At 62.2% G+C, this 23844-nt stretch carries 19 protein-coding genes and 2 pseudogenes; 9 read left to right on the top strand and 12 right to left on the bottom strand.

Annotated features, from left to right (window positions below):
* Positions 1 to 33: 33 nt before the first annotated feature.
* Positions 34 to 534, bottom strand: coding sequence for a sigma-70 family RNA polymerase sigma factor (locus JKA62_RS24935; RefSeq protein WP_011335117.1), 501 nt, complete (start codon positions 532 to 534; stop codon positions 34 to 36).
* Between the two features lie 109 nt (positions 535 to 643).
* Positions 644 to 1357, bottom strand: coding sequence for a class I SAM-dependent methyltransferase (locus JKA62_RS24930; RefSeq protein ID WP_201819954.1), 714 nt, complete (start codon positions 1355 to 1357; stop codon positions 644 to 646).
* A 338-nt stretch (positions 1358 to 1695) separates the two neighbouring features.
* On the opposite strand from JKA62_RS24930, the pseudogene JKA62_RS24920 reads away from it, so the two are divergent.
* A pseudogene (locus JKA62_RS24920) lies at positions 1696 to 1893 on the top strand (helix-turn-helix domain-containing protein); the annotation flags it as partial.
* A 101-nt stretch (positions 1894 to 1994) separates the two neighbouring features.
* Here the strand turns inward: JKA62_RS24920 and JKA62_RS24915 are convergent.
* From JKA62_RS24915 to JKA62_RS24900, 4 genes and pseudogenes are all read right to left on the bottom strand, one after another.
* On the bottom strand, positions 1995 to 2375 hold the full coding sequence (locus JKA62_RS24915) for a hypothetical protein (RefSeq protein ID WP_011335120.1): 381 nt from the start codon (positions 2373 to 2375) through the stop codon (positions 1995 to 1997).
* Between the two features lie 220 nt (positions 2376 to 2595).
* A pseudogene (locus tag JKA62_RS24910) lies at positions 2596 to 3009 on the bottom strand (class II aldolase/adducin family protein); the annotation flags it as partial.
* Positions 3010 to 3185: 176 nt separating this feature from the next.
* Positions 3186 to 7655, bottom strand: coding sequence for a hemagglutinin repeat-containing protein (locus tag JKA62_RS24905; protein WP_201819951.1), 4470 nt, complete (start codon positions 7653 to 7655; stop codon positions 3186 to 3188).
* Between the two features lie 94 nt (positions 7656 to 7749).
* Positions 7750 to 9477, bottom strand: coding sequence for a ShlB/FhaC/HecB family hemolysin secretion/activation protein (locus JKA62_RS24900; RefSeq protein WP_201819948.1), 1728 nt, complete (start codon positions 9475 to 9477; stop codon positions 7750 to 7752).
* Between the two features lie 237 nt (positions 9478 to 9714).
* On the opposite strand from JKA62_RS24900, the gene JKA62_RS24895 reads away from it, so the two are divergent.
* Both JKA62_RS24895 and JKA62_RS24890 read left to right on the top strand, forming a co-directional pair.
* Positions 9715 to 10836: an HlyD family secretion protein gene (locus JKA62_RS24895; protein ID WP_085613168.1), complete on the top strand. Its 1122-nt coding sequence runs from the start codon at positions 9715 to 9717 to the stop codon at positions 10834 to 10836.
* Positions 10833 to 12425 (top strand): DHA2 family efflux MFS transporter permease subunit, encoded by a 1593-nt coding sequence (locus JKA62_RS24890; protein WP_201819945.1) that lies wholly within the window; start codon positions 10833 to 10835, stop codon positions 12423 to 12425. Before JKA62_RS24895 ends, JKA62_RS24890 begins: the two co-directional genes overlap by 4 nt.
* A 4-nt stretch (positions 12426 to 12429) precedes the next feature.
* On the opposite strand, the gene JKA62_RS24885 is transcribed toward JKA62_RS24890, so the two are convergent.
* Positions 12430 to 12870, bottom strand: a complete 441-nt coding sequence (locus JKA62_RS24885; RefSeq protein ID WP_011335126.1) for a carboxymuconolactone decarboxylase family protein — start codon at positions 12868 to 12870, stop codon at positions 12430 to 12432.
* Between the two features lie 240 nt (positions 12871 to 13110).
* Here JKA62_RS24885 and JKA62_RS24880 point away from each other — a divergent pair, with 240 nt between their 5' ends.
* The 4 genes from JKA62_RS24880 (at position 13111) to JKA62_RS24865 (ending at position 17474) form a co-directional block, all read left to right on the top strand.
* Positions 13111 to 13617, top strand: a complete 507-nt coding sequence (locus JKA62_RS24880) for a sigma-70 family RNA polymerase sigma factor (protein ID WP_041475360.1) — start codon at positions 13111 to 13113, stop codon at positions 13615 to 13617.
* Complete coding sequence (locus JKA62_RS24875; RefSeq protein WP_011335128.1) at positions 13617 to 14576, top strand: FecR domain-containing protein; 960 nt, start codon at positions 13617 to 13619, stop codon at positions 14574 to 14576. The genes JKA62_RS24880 and JKA62_RS24875 overlap by 1 nt, the downstream gene beginning before the upstream one ends.
* 99 nt (positions 14577 to 14675) lie before the next feature.
* Positions 14676 to 17105, top strand: a complete 2430-nt coding sequence (locus JKA62_RS24870; RefSeq protein WP_201819941.1) for a TonB-dependent receptor — start codon at positions 14676 to 14678, stop codon at positions 17103 to 17105.
* 78 nt (positions 17106 to 17183) lie between these two features.
* Positions 17184 to 17474, top strand: a complete 291-nt coding sequence (locus JKA62_RS24865) for a hypothetical protein (protein ID WP_201819938.1) — start codon at positions 17184 to 17186, stop codon at positions 17472 to 17474.
* A gap of 59 nt (positions 17475 to 17533) precedes the next feature.
* On the opposite strand, the gene JKA62_RS24860 is transcribed toward JKA62_RS24865, so the two are convergent.
* The 3 genes from JKA62_RS24860 to JKA62_RS24850 all read right to left on the bottom strand — a co-directional run bounded on the left by JKA62_RS24860 (position 17534) and on the right by JKA62_RS24850 (position 20786).
* Positions 17534 to 19105: a sensor domain-containing diguanylate cyclase gene (locus JKA62_RS24860; protein ID WP_064380942.1), complete on the bottom strand. Its 1572-nt coding sequence runs from the start codon at positions 19103 to 19105 to the stop codon at positions 17534 to 17536.
* A gap of 187 nt (positions 19106 to 19292) precedes the next feature.
* A complete protein-coding gene (locus JKA62_RS24855; RefSeq protein WP_201819936.1) occupies positions 19293 to 20066 on the bottom strand; it encodes an aldolase in 774 nt (257 codons plus the stop codon).
* 12 nt (positions 20067 to 20078) lie between these two features.
* Positions 20079 to 20786: a haloacid dehalogenase type II gene (locus JKA62_RS24850; RefSeq protein ID WP_011335133.1), complete on the bottom strand. Its 708-nt coding sequence runs from the start codon at positions 20784 to 20786 to the stop codon at positions 20079 to 20081.
* A 108-nt stretch (positions 20787 to 20894) separates the two neighbouring features.
* Between JKA62_RS24850 and JKA62_RS24845 the strand changes: the two genes are divergently transcribed.
* Positions 20895 to 21752 carry a LysR substrate-binding domain-containing protein gene (locus JKA62_RS24845; protein WP_011335134.1) on the top strand — a complete coding sequence of 286 codons (858 nt, stop codon included), beginning with the start codon at positions 20895 to 20897 and terminating at the stop codon, positions 21750 to 21752.
* Between the two features lie 21 nt (positions 21753 to 21773).
* On the opposite strand, the gene JKA62_RS24840 is transcribed toward JKA62_RS24845, so the two are convergent.
* Both JKA62_RS24840 and JKA62_RS24835 read right to left on the bottom strand, forming a co-directional pair.
* Positions 21774 to 22289: a hypothetical protein gene (locus JKA62_RS24840; RefSeq protein WP_011335135.1), complete on the bottom strand. Its 516-nt coding sequence runs from the start codon at positions 22287 to 22289 to the stop codon at positions 21774 to 21776.
* A gap of 192 nt (positions 22290 to 22481) precedes the next feature.
* On the bottom strand, positions 22482 to 23141 hold the full coding sequence (locus JKA62_RS24835; protein ID WP_011335138.1) for a ribonuclease T2: 660 nt from the start codon (positions 23139 to 23141) through the stop codon (positions 22482 to 22484).
* Positions 23142 to 23306: 165 nt separating this feature from the next.
* Here JKA62_RS24835 and JKA62_RS24830 point away from each other — a divergent pair, with 165 nt between their 5' ends.
* The gene (locus JKA62_RS24830; protein WP_201819933.1) at positions 23307 to 23789 is read left to right on the top strand and encodes a hypothetical protein; all 483 of its coding nucleotides are present in this window, start codon (positions 23307 to 23309) and stop codon (positions 23787 to 23789) included.
* Positions 23790 to 23844: the final 55 nt, after the last annotated feature.

Genomic DNA, 23844 nt, shown 5'->3' with positions numbered 1-23844 from the left:
CCTGTTTGGCTGGGGATGAAAAGACGCCACGGCTCATGATTGCGCCCCGTCCAGGCGATCACGCAGATGCCGCAGGGTGCGGATCATATACTTTTCCACCATGTTCCTGGACAGGCCCAGGCGTTCGGCGATTTCCGCCTGGGTCAGGCCTTCGATCTTCTGCCAGACGAAGATTCGTCGGCAGTTGACCGGCAGCTCCGTGAGCGCACGTTCGATGGAATCGGCCAGCTGGATCGCATGCATGTAATGCTCCGGGTCGCCGGTCGGCGACTCACTGAGATCGATCGCCTCCGACTCCATGGCGCCCCGCCGGTCCTCACGCCGATAGCCGTCCACCGCAATGTTGCGCGCGGTCTGGTGCAAATACGCCCGAGGTTGCTGCACCGCCGACGAATCGGATTCGAGCACCCGCACAAAGGTGTCGTGCGCCAGATCCTCGGCCTGCGAGCGATTGCGCAGGCGACGGGTCCAGGTGCCGATCAACTCTTCGTAATGCTCGAGAAAGCCGGGTCTGCGGGGCAGCATGGGGATCATTGCGGCGTGCTGAGGAAAGGGGCGTGAATAGTAATGCTTCCTATTAAGGCGAAGCAATGGATTCCTCGGGTGTGCCGACGAAGCTGTTTTCCTCTATCCCTTCGGCGCTCTAATTCGCGGCAATCCCTGCCTTGCGTGGGCAGAACCACCCATGCATCAAACCCGCCTGAAAGAACTGGATCGGTGTCTCGAACCCGGCCGACTCGATCAGACCGGCGACCTGCGGCGCCGGCAGAATCGCCACATCCCGGGCATAGGCCGAACGCGCTCGCTCGAGCATCTCCACTGGCACCTGGGCCGATGCCATCAGCGTCATCCAGTGACGCAGCAATGCTTCATAGGCCGGTGATTCGGTATCCGAGGCGAGATCAGCGTTAGCCAGAATTCCACCCGGCACCAGACGACGGGCAATCTCATGGAAAAAGCCGATACGCACCTGAGGGTCGAGCAAAAACTGCGACACCAGAAAACAGGTCGCGCCGTCGTAACCGGATTCATCCGTCAGCGTATCGAGGTAGCCTTCGTGAAACCGGCAGCGGTCAATGAAACCACCCTCTTTCGCTCGCTTACGGCACACGTCGAGCATGGCGCCCGAAGGGTCGACTGCAGTGAATCGCCAGCCGGGAAACTGCTGCGCCAGATGGGCCATTTCCACACCGGTGCCCACGCCAACGCAGAGTATCCGGGCATTCTCCGGCAGGCCCGCAAACACCGAATCCAGCAGCAAATACAGGGCATCACGAAGCGGCGCCATGCCGCTCCACTGTTTGTCATAGACGGCGGACTGCTGGTCGAACAAGGCCTTGAGTGCTTGATTGTCCATGGAAAACCTTCCTCTGCATCATGATCGAATGCTCCGCGCAGATCGCGGCGAAGTTTCATTATCGCAGGGCTGTCAAGGCTCTCGCGTGAAGCAGGCGATTGATCATTCCGCCCATCGACTGGTCGCAATCCATCAACCCCACACCCGTTCCGCACGGTACGCCGCGTTGCAAGTGGATAAAGAATTTCGAGCTGGCACAGTTCAACATTTCCCAAGTGCGCACCGAAGAACTCGGCGGCTTCATCTACTTCAACCTCGACCCGAATGCACTGTCGCCGCGGGATCTGTACCCTGGGGTCGATGAGGAAATACGCCGCGTGTTTCCGGATCTGGCCGACATGCGCCTGATTCGGGCACACAACCTGTTGCAACAGACACAGATGAGCGTGGCCCAGGTGGCGGCGTGTTCAGGGTTTGGCTCACTGGAGCATTTCTCCCGCACTTACCGCGCGCGGTTTGGTTGCCCGCCGAGTGAGGATCGGCGTCAGGCGTGGAGCGCGCCGGTGATGCGCCAGCCGCTGGGCAAGGCACCTTGAAACGAAGAGCGGCCGTTCACCCGAGACGTTGCGCAAGCTTTTGGCAAAAAAATGCCTACCACAGGCAGGCACTGTTGAAACTCGAACGTTCAGCTGTGCGTTCAGACTTCGTCGCACGATTGACCAATTGAGTTCAATAACCGGACCGCTACCAACGCATTGTTCCCACCACCGCCATTGATCGTGTAGTCAACGCGAGCCGAGCCGTTTTGAATGGGTTTGATATTTGCGAGCCAGTCACCGATGGTTTTTTCCAACCCGTTGTCGACGTCATTCTGGGTAATAAAATGATTCAGCGATGTCTGAGTGCCGGGGATGGGTACTGAGCCACCTGGATCACTGTATCCCTGCAATGTGATTGTCAGCACACCACCGATTTGCGCACCGGTAAGTGGTCCAATTTTTACCTTGATGCCGTTCATTGGGTCAGAACGGCAAATGATCGCACCGTTAAATGCGCCTGGAAAAGTAATGTTGCTCATTTTCAGTTCCCTGAATTGATTGGCTCAATGTCAGCGCAGGTTCAATCGGAACCACGCGCCTCAAGCCAATCGTCGTCCCTTATCAGCTTTTTGCACACTGTCAGAACTGACAGTCATTCAAGACCCATTCGCTATAACAATTTGTTCTTTCCAGCCAAACTCAGTTTCACTGTGGCACGAATCCGCGCGGATTTTAGATCGGCTATCCGAGAACTCAGCGCTAATTCAGCTGGCGGTAGACCGGTTCCTCTTCGTCGAGGATTTCCATCAATGCGTTGAAATGCTTATCCGTAACCCCCGGATACTCCAGCCATTGCCGACACGTCTTGCGCGCCACTTCATCGCTGGCCACGTGCAACTCGCGCCCGGTCGCCAGTGCGGTGATGTACACCTCGCAAGCCCGCTCGAAGTAATACAGATCATCAAACGCCTGGGCCACGCTCGGTGCCGCGACCAACAAGCCGTGATTGCCCATCAGCAGGATCGGCTTGTCACCGAGCAGCCTGCTCCCCCGCTCCGCTTCTTCCCCAAGGCCCATGCCGTCAAAGCCGTCATCAATCGCCATCCGCTCGAAAAACCGCATGCTGTTCTGCTCGATCGGTGGCAGCCGCGAGTCCTTCAGGCAGGCCAGCTGGATTCTCAGGTGTTCGACGTTGTCGTGCATGGCGCGGCCTCCCGGTTTCACCCGAGTGTAGAGCGCGTGTTTTCATCGACTTGACGGGAAACGACAGTGGCTGCCGTTTTGAGCGGGGCATCCATCCAGAAACGGGAGCGAGCAGGCTCGCTCCCGCCGGTTTCACTGACGGTGAATCAGCCTTTTTCGTCGATCCCCGCTTGCAGCGGCTGACTGTCCAGATGACCGCTCAGGGTCACCGGACCAACTTTCAGGTTGCCGTTTTCAAGGGACACCTTCGGTGCGTTTTCTTCGGTTTTGTGTGGCAGGTCGAGGCCGGCTTCTACGCCGTAGTCGAGGTTGCTCAGATCGCTGCTGCTGACCTTCGAACCACCCAGATCGACCTTGCCTTCGGTGGCGGAAATCCGCGCGCCGGTCAGTTGGGTAGCGCCGCCGACCGTGAGATTCACACCCTGGCTACCGCTGATACCGGAAGCCTGTTTCACACTGTCCTTGTGCGCGTATTCGCCATCGACTTTCAGCGTTGGCTTGTAGTCGGTGCCAGCCAGTTTGCCCTTGTCGTCGGCCGGGGTCTTCTTGGCGGTCAGGCCCAGATCCACATCGACCTTGGCGTGAGAGCTGGAGTCCTGAAGGCTCTCAACCGACAGATCACCGGCCACTTTGCCGCTGACATTGCGCGCATCAATCCGCGCACCGTTCAGGCTCGCATCACCGCCACTGTTCAACACCACCGTGTCGGCCTTGATCTGGCTGTTCTGCTGAGTGGTGCCTTGCAGGTAATCCACGCCCACCTTGGCCCCGGCACTGAAGCCGTGATCGCTGCTGACTTTTTCATCGGCGGCGGTCGGTGTGCTTTTGCTCAGATTGCCACCGGCATTCAACGCGACGTTCCAGTTGTTGCGGTTGTCGGTGGACTGCGCGGACTCCTGAACGAAACCACCCTTCTGCGCGTCGATGCTGACGTTTGGCGCGCTGACCTGAGTGCCTTGCAGGTGCACCGAATCGCCGCTCAAGGCGATGCCGTTCTGGCTGTTGAGCTGGCCACCGCTGAGGGTCTGGGTGTTTTCGTTGACCCGACCGATCTTGAAGTTGCCGCTAAGGTTGCCGCCCTGATCGCGGCTCTTCTCGCTGCTGGTTTTGCTGCCGCCGGCGTTCAGGCCGCCGCCAAGATTGCTGCCGGTGGCGACGTGCGAATCGGTAGCTGCTTGCAGGTCGAGTTTGCCGCCAGCCTTCAGATCGATTGCGCCAGCACTGTCGATCTTCGTGCCCTGCTGAACCTGATTGCCGCCGCTGCTCAATCGCACCGGACCGTTGCCGCTGAGGCTGGCGACGTGGGCCTGGCTGTCGGTGGTCTGGTGGCCTTTGTGATCGAGCTGGAACCCGGCGCCGAGATCGATGTTGGTGCCGTCAGTGCCCGGCAAGGTGCCGACGGTCAACGAGCCGTTGCCACGCAGGCTGGAGCTGTCGCTGCTCTGCCGGTCGTTGGCCTGATTCAGGGCCAGATCACCGCCGGTCTTGACGCTGACACCGCCCTGCCCGCCGTCGAAACGGCTGCCTTCGAACTGTGCATCGCCGCCGACATGGATGTTCACGCCCTGGTTGCCAGCGTAACCGCCGACCACCGCGGTGGAGCTGTCCTTGCTCGACTGGCTGCTGCCACCCGCGCCGCTGCCGGCCACGTTCACGTCTTCACCGGTCTTGGTGTAGACGCGCACATCGACCTTGGCATCCACCGATTTTTCGGTGCTGCTGTGGGTGTTGTTCGCCGCATCGGCCACCAGTTTGTCGGCGCTGATATTCACTTTGCCGGCGCTGGCGTTGTACTGGGTGCCCTGGTCGCGCAGCGCGCCGCCGACCTTCACGTCCACGGTCTGGCCGTCGAACCGGCTGACCACCGCGTTGCTGCCCTGCTCGGTTTTATCGGCGCTGGCATGACCGATTGCCACGTCAATACCGACGTTCGGCTGACCGAGATTGGCCAGTGCGTCCTTGTCCGGCACTTTGCCGTCGAGTACTTCTTTCACCGCGCCGGCAATCGGCCGGGCGATGTCTTTGTACTCGACATTGGCACCGATGTCCGCCGACCAGTTGCTCTCGCTGTGAGTGCTGCTTTCGGTGTTGCTCGCAGCACGGTTGTCGACTTCGTTGGCGGCGACGTTCAGACCGTTGCCGGCCTTGAGTTGCGCGCCTTCGGTGGCGAGTTTGTCAGCGTCGATGTTCAGGCTGCCGCTGCTCTGCACGCCGGTGGTTTGCGCAGTAGTTTTAGCGGTGGTGTCTTGAGAAGTGCTGTGCGAGAAGTCCACACCGCTGCCCGCGCGGTCAAGGCCGCCGGTGTAGTAGAAACCGCCGCCGGTGCTGCGGGTTTCGGTCGAGGTGCTGTGGCTGTCCTGCTCGGCCAGCAGCGAGACGTTCTTGCCGCTCAGGGTGGTGTCGCCGGTGGTGGATTTCACCTCGGCGCCCTTGAGCGTCACGTCGCCGCCCGCCTTCACTTGCACGCTGCCGCCGCTGAGGCTGGAACCCTGCTGCGTGACGTCGTTGGCGGTGACGGTTTGCGCCTTGTCTTGGTAATGCACGCCGGCGCGATACTGCTCCGCCGTTTGCTCCTTGGCGTAGGCGTCGAAGCCACGGGTCTGCGTGCTGTTGCTGCTGTCGTGGGTGTTCTGCGTCGAATGCACCTCCACATCACCCGCCGCATCTGCCGTCAGCGAACCGCCGGCCTTGACCGTGGAACCGGCGACTTCGATGTCCTTGGCGCTCTTGAGCTTGAGGTTGCTGTCGGAAGCCAGCTCGCTGCGCACCGTGGTGCTGTCCTTGCTGTTCTGCCGGGACTCGTCCTTGGTGATGCCGAAGAACTTGCTGTCCTTGTCGTGGTTGTTGCTGTGCGAGGTGTCCTGCACGCCGTCGATGGTCAGCGAGCCGTTGTCGCTGATCACGCTCGCGTCCTTGGCGCCGCGCACCTGGCTGCCGCTGATGCGCACGTCGTCAGCCTTGACCAGCAGTTTGCCGGCCGCGTTGATCTTGCTGCCCTGATGCTGGGTCTGGCCCTTGTCGGCGTCGCCGGTCTTGCCGAAGAAACCGCCGCCGACCAGATCACCGGAATAGCGGTTGTCGCTGCTGCGGTTGGTGCGGGTCGCGGTGGTGATTTCCACTTGTTTGCCGGCCAGTTGCAGATCGCCGGCGCTGTTCAGTTCAGCGCCTTCGGAGCGCAACAGTGCCGCGGTTTGCAGGGCAATGTTGCCGGCCTTCAGCTCGCTGGTGATACTGCGCTGCTCTTCGCTGCTGCTGTCCCAATCGGCTTTCCACAGGTGTTTGCGGTGTTTGCCCTGGTCGGTCTGGGTGTGGCTTTCAGTGGCAGCGGTCAGGCGCAGGTCGCCGCCGCTTTGCACGCTGAGGTTATTCTTCGCCTCGACCTTGGCGGCTTTCAGTTCGCTGTCTTTGCCGGACGACAGTTGCGCGTCGCGGCTGGCGACGATCTGGCTGCCGTGCTGGCGCGAATCGCTGTCGGTCTTGGTGCGTTCGTAGGTTTCCCAAGTGATGCCGATGGTGCTGTTGTTCCAGTTCTCGCGCTGCTCCTGGAGCTTGCGGCTTTCGACGGTGGTCAGGGTCAGGTTGCGTTTGGCCTCGACCTTCACGTCCCGACCGCTGACATCGGTGGCGGCCAGCGTCAGGTCCTTGCCGCTGTGCAGGCCGACGTCGCCCTGGCTGCTGCGAATGCCGGCGCGGGTTACGTCGAGGCTGTCCGGGATCGCCTGACCGCTGACGCTCAAGTCGCCCGCCGAACCAATCTGTACGCCGTCGCGTCCGGCGACTTGCACAGCGCCGACCTTCACGCCCGCGCCTTCTGCGGTGCTGACGATGTTGATGCGCCCGGCCTGCATCGCGCCGAACAGGCTGGCGTCGATCCGTTGATCGGTGGTGTTGCCCGCCGGGTCCACGGCTTTCACCTGGCCGCTGGCGTAGTCGATCTGATTGCGTCCGACGGTGAGGTTCAGTTGATCGCGTGCAGTGATCGCGCCCTGGCTGTCGATGCGCGGGGCGATCAGGTTGATCGAACCTTCGCCGCTACGCAGACCGCCGCCCTGAATCTGCAACTGGCCGGTGGCGTCGCGGGTGCTCAGGGCTTGCAGTTTGCCGTCGTTCAGCTCGGGACGGCCGACCAGCAGATTGGCGTTCGGCGTGTTGATGAAGCTGCCGCCGTTCACCGAAATGCCGTTCGGGTTGGCGAGTACGTAGTCGGCGGCGCGACCGAAGATTTCCTGGGCGCCGTTGATGGCCGACGGGTTGCGGCTGATCACTTCGTTGAGGATTACGCTCGCGGCCTGGCCCTGCAATTGCGGGTTGGCCGCCAGTTGCCCGGCGAGCTGCGATTGGCCGGCCTGCAAGGCGTTGTTCAACACCAGGCCCTGACGGTCGACGTTGTAGTCGAGGAACTGGTTGTGCGACAGGCCCGAGCCGTTGGGCGCGACGATGTTGACGATCGGGACGCCGCCCTGGGTCTGCAATTGCGCGGTGCCGCCGGGGCCGGGCGCGACCACCACACCGCCGGCCATGGCGCCCGGCAGGTGAGCGACCAGAAACAGGCTGGCAATCGCCCAGCGCAGTTTGCCCCGTGGGGAAAGATGAAACGCAAAGGTATTCATTGGCATAAAAAACTCTCCATGTAGTGCGGCATCACGTTGCGCGTTAAGTTGAAGGCCACGGCTGTCGCGCTCAGGTCCGATGGCTGTTGTTCACTGACGTTCATATCTGTAATCCGACCCGCATCAACCAGGTTTCAGGTTCGCGGTGCAGGCCGGTCGGGGTGTTCAGGCTGCGTTGGTAATCGACGTCCACCTGCAGGTTTTTCCAGCCCAGGTTGAGGCCGATGCTGGCGCCGCTCAGGCGTTGAACCGGAGCGCCGTGATCGGCCTTGATCCAGCCGTGGTCGAGGCCGACGCGCGGGGTGAGCTGCACCGGCAAATCGCTGCGCAGCGGCAGGCGCAAGGTGTTGCGCCAGATCGCGCCGCTGGCGCCGGACGCGCTGCTGACCCGGTAACCGCGCACGGCGGAATCGTCGGTGCCGAGCAGTTGTTCGATGGCCGGCAACGGATCCGGGCTGTACTGCAAATTGAGTTGGCTCTGCCATTGCCAGGCTTGCGCGCCGAGCTGGCCGTTGCGCCACTGGCTGAGGCCGGCGCGGTACTTGCGAAACTGTGCCTTGGGCAGGTTTTTGACCTGGCGATCGGCATCGTCGTCGGCACCGAACCCGCTTAAACCCTGGGCGTAATTGACGTCGAGGTTCCACACCGCGCGGTCGAGCCAGAACAGATTGAGCCCGGCTTCGGCCACGGTCAGGGTCGGGCTCTGAATGCCGAGGCGGACGTTTTCCAGATAACTGTCGACGTCCTTGTGCGCCAGTTGCAGGTTGGCGCTGAGCTGATGGCTCTGGTCGCGCCACAACACCCGGTCGGCGCGCAGGCTGAGCTGATCGGTGATGCCGGTGCTGTGCAGGGTCGCCGCGCTGAGTTTGAACGGCGCACGGTATTCGGCGTGGCTGGCGAAAGCGCTGAACGTCCAGTAACCGTAGGGAATCGCGTAATAGAGGCTGGCGTTGCGGCTGTAGCGATCCCCCTGATTGAGGGTGTCGCTGGCGCTGAGGCTCAGCAGGTCGTTGAGTTCGAGCGGACTGTCGAGGGTCAGGCTCAGGGTGTCACGGTCACGACCGGTGCTGGCACTGCCGAGGTTGTCGAAACCGGCACCGAGGGCCCAGCGCGACTGCCAGGAGGTCCGCGAACGCAGGATGATTTTCGACGCGCCGGGCTGGCCGCCGGGGGCGATGTCGGCGGTCAGATCGAGCGAACGCAGACGGTTCAACTGATCCAGCCCCTGCTCCAGATCCCGCAGGTTCAGCGGTTTGCCGAGCATTCCGGGGAACGCCCCGCCGAGCGACACTGGCAGGCTCTGGTCGGCCAGCTCGATGGACTCGATGTAGCCTTCGTCGATCAGGATATCCAGCGATTGCCCCGCCGCTGGAGCGCTGCTCAGGTATGGCCGGCTGGCGATATAGCCCTTCTCCACGTACAGCGCGGTGATGGTCGCCAGCAAATGGTTGATCTGGCCGACGCCCATGCACGGCGCCAACAGCGGTTTGATCCGGGCGTTGAGTTTGTCTTTATCGATCAGCGTCACACCGCCGATGCGCGTACCACTCAAGGGCCAGCAGCGCTCATCAGGTTTGATCGACTCAGGAATGTCCGGATTGACCGGCGTCGGGCCAAACGCGCCGCGCTCCAGTTGGCGTTTGCGCTGTTCGAGTTGCAGTTGTTGCAGGTCACGCTGTTGCAGTTGCTGCTGACGCAGCACTTCCTGGCCAGGGGCTGGAGTTTCGGCGGCGAGAACGCTGGGCGCGCACACACTCAACAACAAGGCCGACAACAGCGGGCGCGGCAGGGAACGACAACGAGAAACAACGCAAAGCGAATACGGCACTCAACATCCTTGCAATCAACTGGCGTAATGCCACCCCATCAATTGCGGTGATAGTCAAAGCCTTCCTACACAAATGCAAGACGCTTCCTACAGCGCTTACATTTCTTAAACAAATGATCAGCTTTTGCTTTCAACAAGATTCATCTGACGACCGGCGATAAAAATCAATTGCCACAAAATATTACTCACGTCATATTACGGTCGTAATAGCCATTCCGCTTCTTCAGGTATTACGCCATGACCAGCATGCCCACCGTAGAACCCGATCTCGCCGTTCCGGTCAGCGCCCCCAAACCTCCCCTGCTCAAACGCCTGCTGTTGCCGACTGCGGGACTGGCTGCGCTGGTATTCGCCGGGCTATATGCCGTGCATTGGTGGGGCACGGGGCGATTTCTCGAGGAAACCGACGATGCCTACATCGGCGGCGACGTCACGGTGATCGGGCCGAAAGTCGCCGGTTACATCGAAGAAGTGCTGGTCAGCGACAACCAGAAGGTGAAGGCCGGCGACGTGCTGATTCGCCTCGACGCCCGCGACTACCGCGCCAATCTGGCCAAGGCCGAAGGCGCGGTCGCCGCCGAAGAGGCGCTGCTGGCCAACCTCGACGCCACCGAACAACTGCAGCAAGCGGTGATCGGTCAGGCCCGCGCCGGCATTGATGCCGCCAGCGCTGAAACCGCTCGTTCGCGGGATGACAACGCGCGCTATAAACGTCTGGTGACCACCAACGCGGTCTCGGTAGAAAGCGCGCAACGGGCCGACGCCACCTTCAAGACCGCACAAGCCTTGAGCGCCAAGGCCCAGGCTGAACTGCTGGCCGCGCAGCGCCAGCTCACCGTGATCGAAACCCAGAAACAACAGGCCCGCGCCGCCCTCCAGCAAGCCCGGGCCGAACGGGATCTGGCGCAACTCAACCTCGGCTATACCGAGCTGCGCGCCCCGGTCGACGGCGTGATCGGCAACCGCCGCGCGCGGGTCGGCGCCTATGCACAGGCCGGTTCGCAACAGTTATCGGTAGTGCCGGCCAGCGGTCTGTGGGTCGATGCCAATTTCAAGGAAGATCAACTGGCGCGAATGAAACCCGGCCAGCGCGTGAGCATCCGTGCCGACGTGTTGTCCGGCCAGGAATTCCACGGTCGCCTCGACAGCCTCGCCCCGGCCACCGGTTCGCAATTCAGCGTGCTGCCGCCGGAAAACGCCACCGGCAACTTCACAAAAATCGTCCAGCGTGTACCGGTGCGGATCCTGCTCGACCCGGCGGACGGCGTGCTCGGCCACCTGCGTCCAGGCCTGTCGGTGACCGCTGAAGTCGACACCCGCGCCCAACCCGAAACCACGGCTGTGGCCAGCGCGCCATGAGCACCGCCCTCACCGCCGCCGCGCAGCCATTCAATGCCGCCGACATGACGACGGCGACCAAAGTGTTCGCCTTCGCCACCATGTGCATCGGCATGTTCATCGCGCTGCTGGACATCCAGATCGTCTCGGCTTCGCTGCGCGATATCGGCGGCGGGTTGTCCGCCGGCACCGATGAAACGGCGTGGGTGCAGACCAGTTACCTGATCGCCGAGATCATCGTGATCCCATTGTCGGGTTGGCTGTCGCGGGTGTTTTCGACGCGCTGGCTGTTCTGCGCTTCAGCGGTCGGTTTCACCCTCGCCAGCCTGCTCTGCGGCATCGCCTGGAACATCCAGAGCATGATCGCCTTTCGCGCGCTGCAAGGGTTTCTCGGCGGCTCGATGATTCCGCTGGTGTTCACCACCGCGTTCTTTTTCTTCACCGGCAAGCAGCGGGTCATCGCCGCTGCGACCATTGGCGCCGTGGCTTCGCTGGCACCGACGTTGGGCCCGGTGATCGGCGGCTGGATCACCGATATTTCGTCCTGGCACTGGCTGTTCTACATCAATCTGGTGCCGGGGATTTTCGTCGCCGTGGCGGTGCCGATGCTGGTGAAGATCGACCAGCCGGAACTGTCGCTGCTCAAAGGCGCGGACTATTTGAGCATGGTGTTTCTGGCGCTGTTTCTCGGCTGCCTGGAATACACCCTCGAAGAAGGCCCGCGCTGGAACTGGTTCAGCGACCAGACCATCCTCACCACGGCGTGGATCAGTGCGCTGGCCGGTGTGGCATTCGTCGGCCGCACACTGCACGTGGCCAATCCGATCGTCGACCTGCGCGCGCTCAAGGATCGCAACTTCGCCCTTGGCTGCTTCTTTTCCTTCGTCACCGGCATCGGCCTGTTCGCGACGATTTACCTGACGCCGCTGTTTCTCGGCCGGGTACGCGGCTACGGCGCGCTGGATATTGGTCTGGCAGTTTTCTCCACCGGGGTGTTCCAGATCATGGCGATTCCGCTGTACGCCTTTCTCGCCAATCGCATCGATCTGCGCTGGATCATGATGGCGGGCCTGGCGTTGTTTGCCTTGTCGATGTGGGAATTCAGTCCGATCACCCACGATTGGGGCGCCGGAGAATTGCTGCTGCCGCAAGCCCTGCGCGGGATTGCCCAGCAACTGGCGGTGCCGCCGGCGGTGACATTGACTTTAGGGGGCTTGGCACCGGCGCGGCTCAAGCATGCGTCGGGCCTGTTCAACCTGATGCGCAATCTGGGCGGTGCTATCGGGATTGCCGCCTGCGCGACCATCCTCAACGACCGCACCAACCTGCATTTCACCCGGTTGGCGGAGCATCTGAACAGCAGCAACGAAGCGGTGAATCAGTGGCTGGCCCAGGCCGGCGGCAACTTTGCCGCGCTGGGTCAGAGCGGCGACGTCGGCCTCACCGCCAGCCTGCGTCAGCTATGGCTGCTGACCTACCGTGAAGCGCAGACGCAAACCTACGGCGACACGTTCCTGATGATCATGGTGTGCTTCGGCATCGCCACGGCGATGGTGCCCTTGATGCGCAAGGTGCAACCACCGGCCGCGCCGAGTGCCGATGCACATTGATCGATCAGGCTTGCGGAGTTTTACGGAAGCCCACGGCCAGGCGGTTCCAGCTGTTGATGGTGCTGATCGCGACCGTCAGGTCGACCATTTCCTGAGGCGAGAACTGCGCAGCGACCACTTCGTAGTCTTCGTCCGGGGCGTGGGTCAGGCTCAGTTGGGTCAGGGATTCGGTCCACAGCAGCGCGGCGCGTTCACGTTCGGTGAAGAACGGCGCTTCACGCCACGCGGTCACGGCGAACAACCGGCGCGGGGTTTCGCCGCCCTTGATCGCGTCGGCGGTGTGCATGTCGATGCAGAACGCGCAGCCGTTGATCTGCGAGGCGCGCAGCTTGACCAGTTCGATCAGAGTCTTTTCCAGCGGCAGTTTCGAGACGGCGGTTTCCAGGGCGATCATCGCTTTCAGGGCATCTGGGGACGCGGTGTAGAAATCGATACGAGGTTTCATGGCGACTCTCCGGGGCAAGTGAATGTGGGGCTACGTTAGTCCCGGCGCCCGGACCGGCAAATAGCCAATCTCCCGGAAGATGGGTAGGCCACTGCGTCGGTGTCAGAAAAGAAAGTGTGAAAGGACAATTGCCATCACTCGTTGCGCGCCACTAGAATGCGATCAATTCTTAATTGCACCCTAATCGCACTCTCGATTGCATCTCTGGCAACGGACGCCCGAAACGAGTATCTGCCCTCCATGTCGTCCCTCGATCAGCCGTTGAATCAGCAAGTCCAGACGCTCTACAGCGAACACCACGGGTGGCTGCAGGGCTGGCTGCAGCGCAAGTTGGGCAATCGCTGCGATGCGGCCGATCTGGCGCACGATACCTTTTTGCGCCTGCTCACCCGGCAGGTGATCAAGCCCTTGGGCAACGAGCCCCGGGCGCTGCTGACGCACATTGCCAAAGGTCTGGTGATCGACCGCTGGCGGCGACAGGACCTGGAGCGCGCGTACCTGGAAACCATCGCGCACCTGCCCGCCGCCGAAGTGCCGTCGCCGGAAACCCGCTACCTGATTCTCGAAACCCTGTGGCGCATCGAAGCGCTGCTGCGCGAACTGCCGGAACAGACCCGCGAGACCTTCCTGCTGTCGCAGATCGAAGGCCTGACCTACGCGCAGATCGCCACGCGCCTGAATGTTTCGCTGATCACCGTCAAACGCCACATGCGTGCTGCGTTCATTGCCTGCCTGAGTGTCGCCTGATGAGTTCGTCGATGATCAATCCGCAGATTCTCGGCGAAGCCGCCGACTGGCTGGTGCAACTGCATTCCGGCACCGCCACCCCGTCCGACCATCAGGCCATCGCCCAATGGCGCAGCCGCAGCGCCGAGCACGCCATGGCCTGGCAACGGGCCGAAGCGCTGCTGGGGGATTTGCGCAGCGTGCCGGCCAACGTCGCGATCCAGACCTTGAAACGCGCCTCGCGCAAAGAAGGCCTCAGCCGTCGCCAGACACTCACCCGCCTCGGCTTGCTGTTGATGGCCGGGCCGCTGGGCATCGCTTCGCAGCATGTGCCGTGGCAGCAATGGGCAGCCGACCAGCGCACCGCCGTCGGCGAACAAAAGAACCTGCAACTGCCGGACGGCACTCAACTGGTGCTCAACACCGACAGCGCCGTGGACATCACTTTCAGTCCGATAGAGCGCCGCGTCCTGCTGCTCAACGGTGAAGTGCTGATCAACACCGCCGCAGACGCCAGCGCCCGCCCGTTCATTGTCGAAACCCCGCAGGGCGTGGCTCGCGCACTGGGCACACGATTCTGCGTGCGCACCGAGGGTTCGCGCAGCCTGGTGTCGGTGCTCGAAGGCCAGGTCCAGATCACCCCGCAACTGCTCAAGCAGAGCGCGATTCTCCAGGCCGGCGAACGGCAGCGCTTCAAGCTCAACAGCTTCGACAGCAGCGAAACCTTCGACACCGCGTCCCTGGCCTGGGACAAAGGCATGCTGCTGGCCAGCAACATGCGTCTGGACGAATTGCTCGGCGAGTTGAGCCGCTATCGCCGGGGCGTGCTGCGCTGTCATCCGGACGTGGCGGCGATGCGCGTGTCCGGGGCGTTTTCCCTGCGCGACACCGACGCCAGCCTGCGTCTGCTCAGCGATACGTTGCCGCTGAACATCAACAGCCTGACCCGCTATTGGCTGTCGGTGGAGCCCCGTGTCTGAGCCCTCGGACAATATTTTCAATATTCCCTGATACCTTTTCGCGACTCGTCCGGTGAGTGGATAGACCTTCCGATTCCACGCCCCCGACAGGAACACCGAATGACCGCAATGCCATCGCCCCGCCCCGCCACGTTTGCGCTCAAGGCCCTGAACCTGAGCCTGGCCCTGGCCTTCAGCGCACTGCTGCCGAGCGCCGCCCAAGCCGCCGACAGCGTCAGTGAAAGCGCCAGCCGCAGCGTCAACATCGGCCCCGGCCTGCTCAGCCATGTGCTGGCGCAATTTGCGGTCAGCGTCGGCGTGCCGCTGTCGTTCGATCCGGCGCAATTGGGCAATCGCCAGAGCCCCGGCCTGCAAGGCAGTTACACCGCGCAGAGCGGTTTTGCCCGGTTGCTGGAAGGCAGCGGTTTCGAGCTGATCAGCACCGGGCACAACGGTTACACCGTGGCGCCGAAAGTTGCGGCGGACAGCGCGCTGGAACTGGGCGCCACCAACGTCAGCGCCCTGCGTGACGACAGTGGTGACACCTACGGCGGCGAACAGGTCGCGCGCCGCGCGCAGATCGGCATGCTCGGCAACCAGGAGGTCAACGACCTGCCCTTCAGCGTCACCAGTTACACCGCCAAGACCATGGCCGACCAACAGGCCCAGACCGTCGGCGATGTGTTGCTCAACGACGCCTCGGTGCGCCAGTCCAACGGCTTCGGCAACTTCTCGCAGATGTTCATGATCCGCGGCCTGCCGCTGGCCTCCGATGACATTTCCTATAACGGCCTCTATGGCGTGCTGCCCCGGCAGATCATTGCCGTCGAAGCGCTGGACCGGGTCGAACTGTTCAAGGGCCCGAATGCATTCGTCAACGGCGTAACCCCGAGCGGCAGCGGCATCGGTGGCGGGATCAACCTGCAACCCAAACGCGCCATGGACACGCCGACCCGCAGCGTCACCCTCGACTACAGCGCCGACGGTCGGGTCGGCGGCCATCTGGATCTGGGCCAGCGCTTTGGCGAGGACAACCGCTTCGGCGCGCGGGTCAACCTGATGCAGCGCGAAGGCGATACTGCCGTCGATGACGAAGACCAGCGCTCGTCGCTGTTCAGCCTCGGCCTGGACTATCGTGGCGATCGCCTGCGAGTCTCGACCGATTTCGGCTATCAGAAGCAGGTCATCAACCAGGGCCGCTCGGTGGTCTATGTCGATTCGAGCTTGGCAAAAGCGCCCAAGGTGCCGCACGCCAACGCCAGCTACGCCCAGAGCTGGAGCTACTCGCAACTCGAAGACACCTTCGGCATGGCCCGCGCCGAGTACGACCTCAACGACAACTGGACCGCCTACTTGTCCGGCGGCGCCAAGCACACCCGCGAGAACGGGGTTTACTCGTCGCTGACCGTCACCGACCTCAACGGCAACGCCCGTGGCGGCATGCTCTATTCGCCCCACGACGAGGACAACCAGAGCGCCATGGCCGGGCTCAACGGCCGCTTCGACACCGGCCCCGTCACGCACCAGTTGAACCTCGGCTGGGCGGGCATCTGGGGCGAGCAGCGCTCGGCGTTCGAAACCATCGGCACCGCCGGGCGCTACAGCACCAACCTGTACAACGTCACCGACAAACCGCGCCCGGCGCCCACCTCGTTCGCCAGCGACATCAGCGACCCGCGCATCACCGGCAAGAACACCCTGCGCAGCGAGGCGATTTCCGACACCCTCGGCTTCGTCGATGACCGCATCCTGCTGACCCTCGGCGTGCGTCGCCAGGAATTGAAAGTCGACGGCTGGAGCACCGCCACCGGCGCCCGCACCTCAAGTTATGAAGAGTCGATTACTACCCCGGTCTACGGCCTGGTGATCAAGCCGTGGGAACACGTGTCGTTCTACGCCAACCGCATCGAAGGCCTGGCCAAGGGCCCGACGCCGCCGACCACGGCGATCAACCGCGACGAAACCTTCGCCCCGGTGCGCAGCAAGCAGATCGAGGCCGGCGTGCGCCTGGACATGGGCAGCTACGGCGCCAACCTCGGCGTCTACCGCATCGAGCAACCGTCGAGCTACACCCAGGACGGAATCTTCCGGGTCGACGGCCAGCAGACCAACAAAGGCGTGGAACTCAACGTCTACGGCGAACCGCTCGACGGCCTGCGCCTGCTCAGCGGCGCAACCGTGATGAAGACTGAACTGGAAGGCAGCAGCAACGGTGTGAATGACGGTAATCGCGCCGTCGGGGTGCCGCGCTTCCAGTTCAACCTCGGCGCCGACTGGGACATTCCGGGCCTCGAAGGCGCGGCCCTCAGCGCGCGGATGTTGCGCACCGGCGGCCAGTACCTGAACGCGGCGAATACTCAAAGCATTCCAGCGTGGAACCGCTTCGACCTCGGCTCGCGCTACGCCTTCAAACTGGATGAAAAGCAGATCACGCTGCGGGCCAATCTGGAGAACGTCGCCAACGAAGCTTACTGGGCCTCGGCCAACGGCGGTTACCTGACCCAGGGCACGCCGCGCACGCTGAAGGTGTCGGCGACCGTGGACTTCTGACCGCTCGTCATCCGGCCGGCACCAAGGGTTCGGCGCGTCTGACCAATATCAAGTAAATCCCCTTTCCGGAGACAGACCATGATGACGCGCAAACTCACTTCGCTGTTGCTGATCGGCCTGCTGGCCAGCGGCTCGGCCGTCACGTTCGCCGCCAATGACGGCGCCGATGCCACGGGCACCAAATCCGGCTCCACCAACAGCTCGCCCATGCCACCGGACAACACGCCGGGCTCGCCGTCCGGCGGCAGCGGCGCAGGCAATGGCACCGGCACCAACGGCGGCGCCAGCGGTTCCGGTTCGGGAGCGGGAGGTGGCACCGGTTCGGCCGGTGGCGGCACGGGCGGTGCCGGCGGTGGCACGGGCGGCTGAACGAACAAGAGCAGGTCATGGTGAAGGCCATGGCCTGTGTCTGAACCGATTCGATTTTGTCAGCGATCCGAACGCATCAGTTCGCCAACGCCAACGTCCATTGACAGCACGGCCGCGCGGTTGCGGCCGGCGTTCTTGGCCTGATACAGCGCCGCATCCGCGCGTTGAATGAACAGTTCCGGGCTGTCGTTGCCGGTCGGAATAAACGCGTAGCAACCCAGGCTCACCGTGAGATACCCGGTGGGCGAACCGCTGTGGGTGATGTGTTTGTCCATGACGCTGCGGCGAATCTGCCCGGCGATCGCCAGTGCGCCATTGATGTCGGTATCCGGCAGCAACACCGCGAACTCTTCCCCGCCATAGCGCACCGCCAGATCTGACTTGCGCTGGCAGCAGTTTTTCACCACCTGCGCGACCTGCGTCAGGCAATGGTCGCCAGCCACGTGGCCGTAGGCATCGTTGTAGCGTTTGAAAAAATCGATATCGAGCATGATCAGGCTGACCGGGCTCGACTGCCGCGCACCGCGGGCAAATTCCACCTCCAGCGAGCGCTCGAACAGACGCCGGTTGGCCAGCCCGGTCAGGCTGTCGTGGGTGGCGATCTGTTCCAGCGCCTGCTGGGCCTTGCGCAGGTTTTTTTCGATCCGCTCGCCATCGCGTACCTGATGAATGAACACCCAGCCGAACAGCCCCACGCCGAGCATCACCAGCGCCACGATCACGCTGGACTGAAACGCCCGGTCATACCAGCCCTGGAGGATAGTGTCCCGGGACGAAGACGCCGCGACCACCAACGGGTAGCTTTCCAGCTGCCGGTAACCATAAAGACGCGCCACACCGTCGACCACCGAATCGATCATCGCGGTGCCGGCGGAGGCGTTGGGCAGCAGCTTCTGATAGATCTCGCCCTTGGCCAGCGAGGTGCCGATCAGAGACTCGTCGAACGGCCGACGGGCGAGCAACGTGCCGTCAGTCATGCCGAGAAACATCGTGCCGTTGTCATCCAGGCTGAAGCTTTTGAAGAACTTGTCGAAGTACGACATCTTGATCCCGGCCAGCAACACGCCCTGGAAATTGCCGGCGCGGTCGTTTACCCGTTTCGAGATCGGGATGATCCACTCGCCGTTCTCGCGGCTGCGGATCGCCGGGCCGATGTGCGCCACACCCGACACGTTCTGCTGGTGAAACTTGAAGTACTCGCGATCGGCCACGCCATTGCCGCGCGGCAGATCCGGGAACGAGGTAATCACCCACTGACCTTCGCGGTCGAACAGGAACATGCCGTGCAACTGCTCGAGTTGTTGCACTCGCCGCGCGAAGGTTCGCTGCAATCGCGGCTTCTGCGCCGCACCGTAGCCATCTTCCTGAACCCAGTCGACCAGGCTGGTCATCACCAGATCCGCCGCCAGAAACGTGTCTTCAGCCTGCTGCGCCATCGCCCGGGTCAGGTTGGCCGACGACACCTGCGCGTTGGCCAGATCCTGGCGCCGCGACTGTTCGATCTGCAAATACAGCAGACCGGACAGGCACAGACACACGGCAACGATGAACAACACCGCCGCCTTGCGCAGGGGCAAACGCTTGAGGGTGCCGCCGGGGGCCTGATGCGGATCGTGAATGGGGATAGGCAAAAGCGTGTCCTGGGCAGGTACGACAGGGGCAAAAGCCCGAAACCCTTGTTCTTGTGAGCGTAGCCCACCGGGTTGTGTGGGGCAACCAAGTGCCCTCGCTACGATCCCGACCCAGTTGCTATCGGCGCGCAGGGCAATTGGATGACCTGCGACGCAAATTATTTTTGCCTGCCCGTTTTTACCCGCATCAGCCCTGACGGGCCAACCGCCGCATTGCACTGTGCAAATGCGCCCGCGCACTTTCCGGATCGCCCTCGCGCATCTGCTCGTACGCCCGCTGCGCCACCGCGTGCGGCACCGGTTTCAACACCCGTTGCGTGGCCATCGCCAGCAGTTGCACTTGCGCGGCACGCTCCAGGTAATACAGATCGTCCCAGGCTTCGGCGATGGTCGGCGCCGCGACTATCACCCCGTGATTTTTCAGGAACAGAATGTCGGCCTCGCCCATCACCTCGGCAATCCGGTCGCCTTCACGCTCATCCAGCGCCAGCCCGTTGTAATGCTCGTCCACCGCCGTGCGCCCGTAGAACTTCAGCGCGGTCTGGCTCAGCCACAACAGCGGCGGCCCCTCCAGCAGGCACAACGCCGTCGCGTTCGGCATATGGGTGTGGAACGCGACTTTTACTCGGGGCAGTCGCTGGTGCAGGCGCGCATGAATATAGAAAGCAGTCGCTTCCGGCTGACCCTCGCCGTCCACCACGTTGCCGGCGAAGTCGCAGACCAGCAGGTTATGCGGCGTGACTTCGGAAAAAGCATAGCCGTACGGATTGACCAGAAACAGCTCATCGTGCCCCGGCAACATCGCCGAAAAGTGATTGCAGATCCCCTCTTCCAACCCGTGCAGCGCCGCCAGTTGAAAGCACGCCGCCAGCTCTTGGCGAGCGGTGATGATGGCTTCGCTGTCGAGGTTCACCGAGGCGTAACGCGCGGGTCGGGCGCTGCCGGTCAGGGTATGGGCCATGGCGAACCTCCTTTATGACCAGCCAAGGGATGCGAACAGCGGCAGCACTTCGTCCAGCGTGTTGAGGATCGCGTCGGGCCGATAGTCCGGCAGCAACTGACGACCGGTCCCTCGATCAATCCATACGCAGCGAAAATGCATGTCGCGGGCCGCCGTGTGGTCGAGCATCGGGCTGGCGCAGATGTGCACCACCTGATCGCGGCTGACGCCCAATTGCTCATGAGCGTAGTCGAACAGCCTCGGCGCCGGTTTGTAGGCGCCGGCCTGCTGCGCGGTGATCACCCGGTCTATGTGGCCACCCAATTGAGCGACGTTGCCGGCGATGATGTCGTCATCGGTGTTGGAGACGATGCACAGCTTGAAACCCTTGGCCTTGAGCTGCGCGAGGGTCTCGACGACTTCGGGGAACGGCGGCATCTGCGGGATCGCGGCGGCCAGGCGCTGGCTGTCCTGGCTGGCACTCGCCAGCCCCAGTTCTTCCAGGGCCAGTTGCAGGCCGAGTGTGCTGAGTTCGCGAAACGAGCGATGCGGTGGCGTCTGTTCCAGGCGATGTTCGTGGCGGTCGTAAACCTCGATCAGGCGCCCGGCGTCGACCCGGTGTTCGCCCTTCTCGCTCAGGATCCGCTCAGCCACGGCGCGCAGGCCTTCGTCCCATTGAATCAAGGTGCCGTAGCAATCGAATGTCAGCCATTGCGGGCGCGGTGTGTTGATCAAGGTCATGGGAATTCCTCTGCAAGTGAGGGCTTCAGCTTATGAACTCGGGGTGATAGTGTGAAATTAAATAAATAGCCGACCGTCAGTTGCCAAACAAATATCGAGAGCGCCGCCATGCTGGATCTGGAACTGCTGAAAACCTTCGTCTGCGTGGTCGATGAAGGCAGCTTCACCCGCGCCGCCGAACGCGTCCACCGCACCCAGTCAACGGTCAGCCAACAGGTGCGCAAACTCGAAGACCTGGTCGGCCACGCGCTGCTGTTGCGCGACCGCACCGGGCTGAACGTCAGCGTCACCGAGCACGGCGAACTGCTGATTCATTACGCCCGCCGCCTGCTGGCCTTGTCGGCCGAGGCCAGCGAAGCCCTGGCCAGCGATCTGGATCTGGAAATCCTGCGCATCGGCATGCCGGAAGACTTCGACGCCCGACGCATGGCGCTGATCCTCGCCGGCTTCACCCGCAGCCACCCGCAAGCACGGCTGGAAACCGTCAGCGGCATGAGCCTCGACCTGCGCCAACGCCTCGACAGCGGCGAAATCGACATCGCCCTGATCAAACGCGAACCCGACAGCGGCCCGGCCTGGGCGACCTGGCCGGAGCGACTCGTTTGGGTCAAAGGCACGGAATTCGACTCATCCATTGGCGTGTTGCCGCTGGCATTGTTTCCCCAAGGCTGCCTTTACAGGCAACGGGCGATCCGCCTGCTTGACGTGGCGCAACGCCCCTGGCGGGTGGCCTTCGGCAGCCACAGTCTGACCGGCATTCAAGCGGCGGTGGCCTCAGGGCTTGGGGTTTCGGTGCTGCCGGCGTCGGCGGTGTTGCCGGAGCATCGGGTGTGCACGGACTTGCCGCCGCTGCCGCCGACGGAGCTGGCGCTGGTCAGCCGCGAGGGGGTGTTGAGCGGATTGCAGCGGGGGTTGGTGGAGTTTTTGCGCGGGGAATTGGGGGTGGATGCAGGGGGATTTGCTTGATCCCCCCAAATGGCGCTGAGCTCAGGGCTTGTTGACTTCGCGCAGCAGGTCTGCGACCGGGAGGTTCATGGTGTTTGAGTAGTAGGGTTTGTAGCCGTAAGCGGTGACGACGACTTTGCAGGGGATTTGTTGTTTGCCTGAGAGGAGTTGGTTGATTTCTGCCACTGACAAATATCTTTCCGAGCTTCGGTTGCTGGAGGTCTCGGAAATGAAAGCATGGGTCAGATAAGAGTATCCCGCCGGGGCTCCGTCTCTTTTATCCGGCGATATCAATCCAAACGCTGAAAACCGAATGGCTTTACCAACCGAGAAATCCTGATCTTCAGCCAAGGCACAATGAAGCATGCCTGAAGCCATTCCAACCCTCTCTCCCCGACCAAAAAGATCCAACACATCAATATTCGACTGATATCTGATTACATATAAAGATCTGTCTCTCTCAACAGACACATAGCTCAAATTCGCTGGAGGCCATACATGGTCTTTTGCACAACCAGAACAAATCACGAAAAGCAGGCAAGCGAACAGTCTATACATCAGGAAAATTCCTCCATGATCGAGTCAAACAGCAGTTTTCCGCGATACGTGCGTAAGCAGGCTCCTTGCAGTATCACGTCATCATCCGTGGGGCGCGCAGCTTGAACAAAGTCCTTCCGTTGTTCAAACCCGCACGCAAAAAAACAGGCGCCTGAAGAGGCGCCTGTTTTCCATGGACGGTAACCGCTCCGGTCAACGCGACGGCGGCACCCGGATATCCCCCGCCCGGCACTGGGTTTTCACGCCCTTGCCGCAGGCGCCGAATTGCAGGTCCTTGCCCATGCACACGCGCACTTCCGAGAGTTCCGGGCCGTTGCAGATGACGGCGATGCCGTCTGACGGGATGCCCGGATTGCTCCTGCGGAACAGGTCGGCAATTTCCTGCGCTTCAAAATAATAAGAGCTACTGAACGGTTGCAACTCTTGCGGGATTTTCACCGCGCCCACCGCTTTGTCCGCTTCGTCCAGATAGCCCATCGCGCCGAGGCCGCTGCAGGTGCCGTGTTTGCTCCATTCGTGGTCGAGGAGTTTTTTGGTCGGGAACAGCGTCAGGCCTTTGGCCGTTTCGGCGGCCGACAGGTTGGTCAGCGGCGGGCAGGATTCCGGCCAGCCGCCCTTAGCGTATTGCGGCCAGAGGCCATGCAGGACAAAACCGTAACCCTTGCCGGTGCATTGCGGGTCGTCCTTGTGGGTCAGGCAAAAGGTCGGCGACCAGGACAACGTCAGCAGGTAGTAATCGAACACCCCCGCCACCGATTCCGCCTTGCTGGCAGACGACTGGCGTGCCGAACTCAGGCCGATGCTACCGACCGTCAGCGCAATCAGCGCCATAATTGTAAAAAGCTTTTTCATGTTCCCGTTCCTTGGGACGCGTGCGTCCGTGGTTTCTGTGGTCTGACCGTCACGTGGTCAGGGGCTGATTGAGTCACGCTTGTGTTGCAGACGCATGACGCAGGGCAAAACCTGCATTACTTTGAAAGGACTACGATGTTGTTGAACTCAACACAGGGAACCGACATGAGTAAAGCAGACGAACTCGCCGCGAAACTCAAACAAACCCGGCACACCCATGCTGACGAAATCACCTGCGCCGAACTGGAGATCGATTGCTGGCCGGCTCAGGTCTACGCCTTGTATCACCGCATCGAGGGCTGGTTGCAACCGGTGACCGAGGTAGGCCTGAAGATTCGGCGAAATCCTACCCATGTTTGCGAAACTTCGCCGGACGGCGAGACCCACGACTACGCCATCGACCAGTTGATCATCGAAGCCAACCACCACAGCCTGACGTTCGATCCCATCGCCCGTTTCACCGAAGACGGCGCAGGGCGCGTGCAAATCGTCCTGCCGGGGCGCGAAGCATCGCTGCTGCGCACGGTCGATGAGCACGGCGAAAGCCATTGGTGGTTGCAGACGCTCGAAACCGGGCAACAGCTGGATGCGATTGCGTTGACGGAAAACAACCTGCTGTTGGTAGTCCAGGAAGGGCTCGGTCTGTAGGTTGAACCTGACACAACTGTAATCCGCGCCTCAGCCAGCTGAAAGCTGCCGCTGG

Origin of the sequence: Pseudomonas sp. B7, from assembly GCF_016735645.1 — a bacterium.
Taxonomy (GTDB): domain Bacteria; phylum Pseudomonadota; class Gammaproteobacteria; order Pseudomonadales; family Pseudomonadaceae; genus Aquipseudomonas; species Aquipseudomonas glycinae.
Note: the sequence above shows the minus strand (reverse complement) of the source record. Positions and strands in the feature narration are given on the sequence as shown.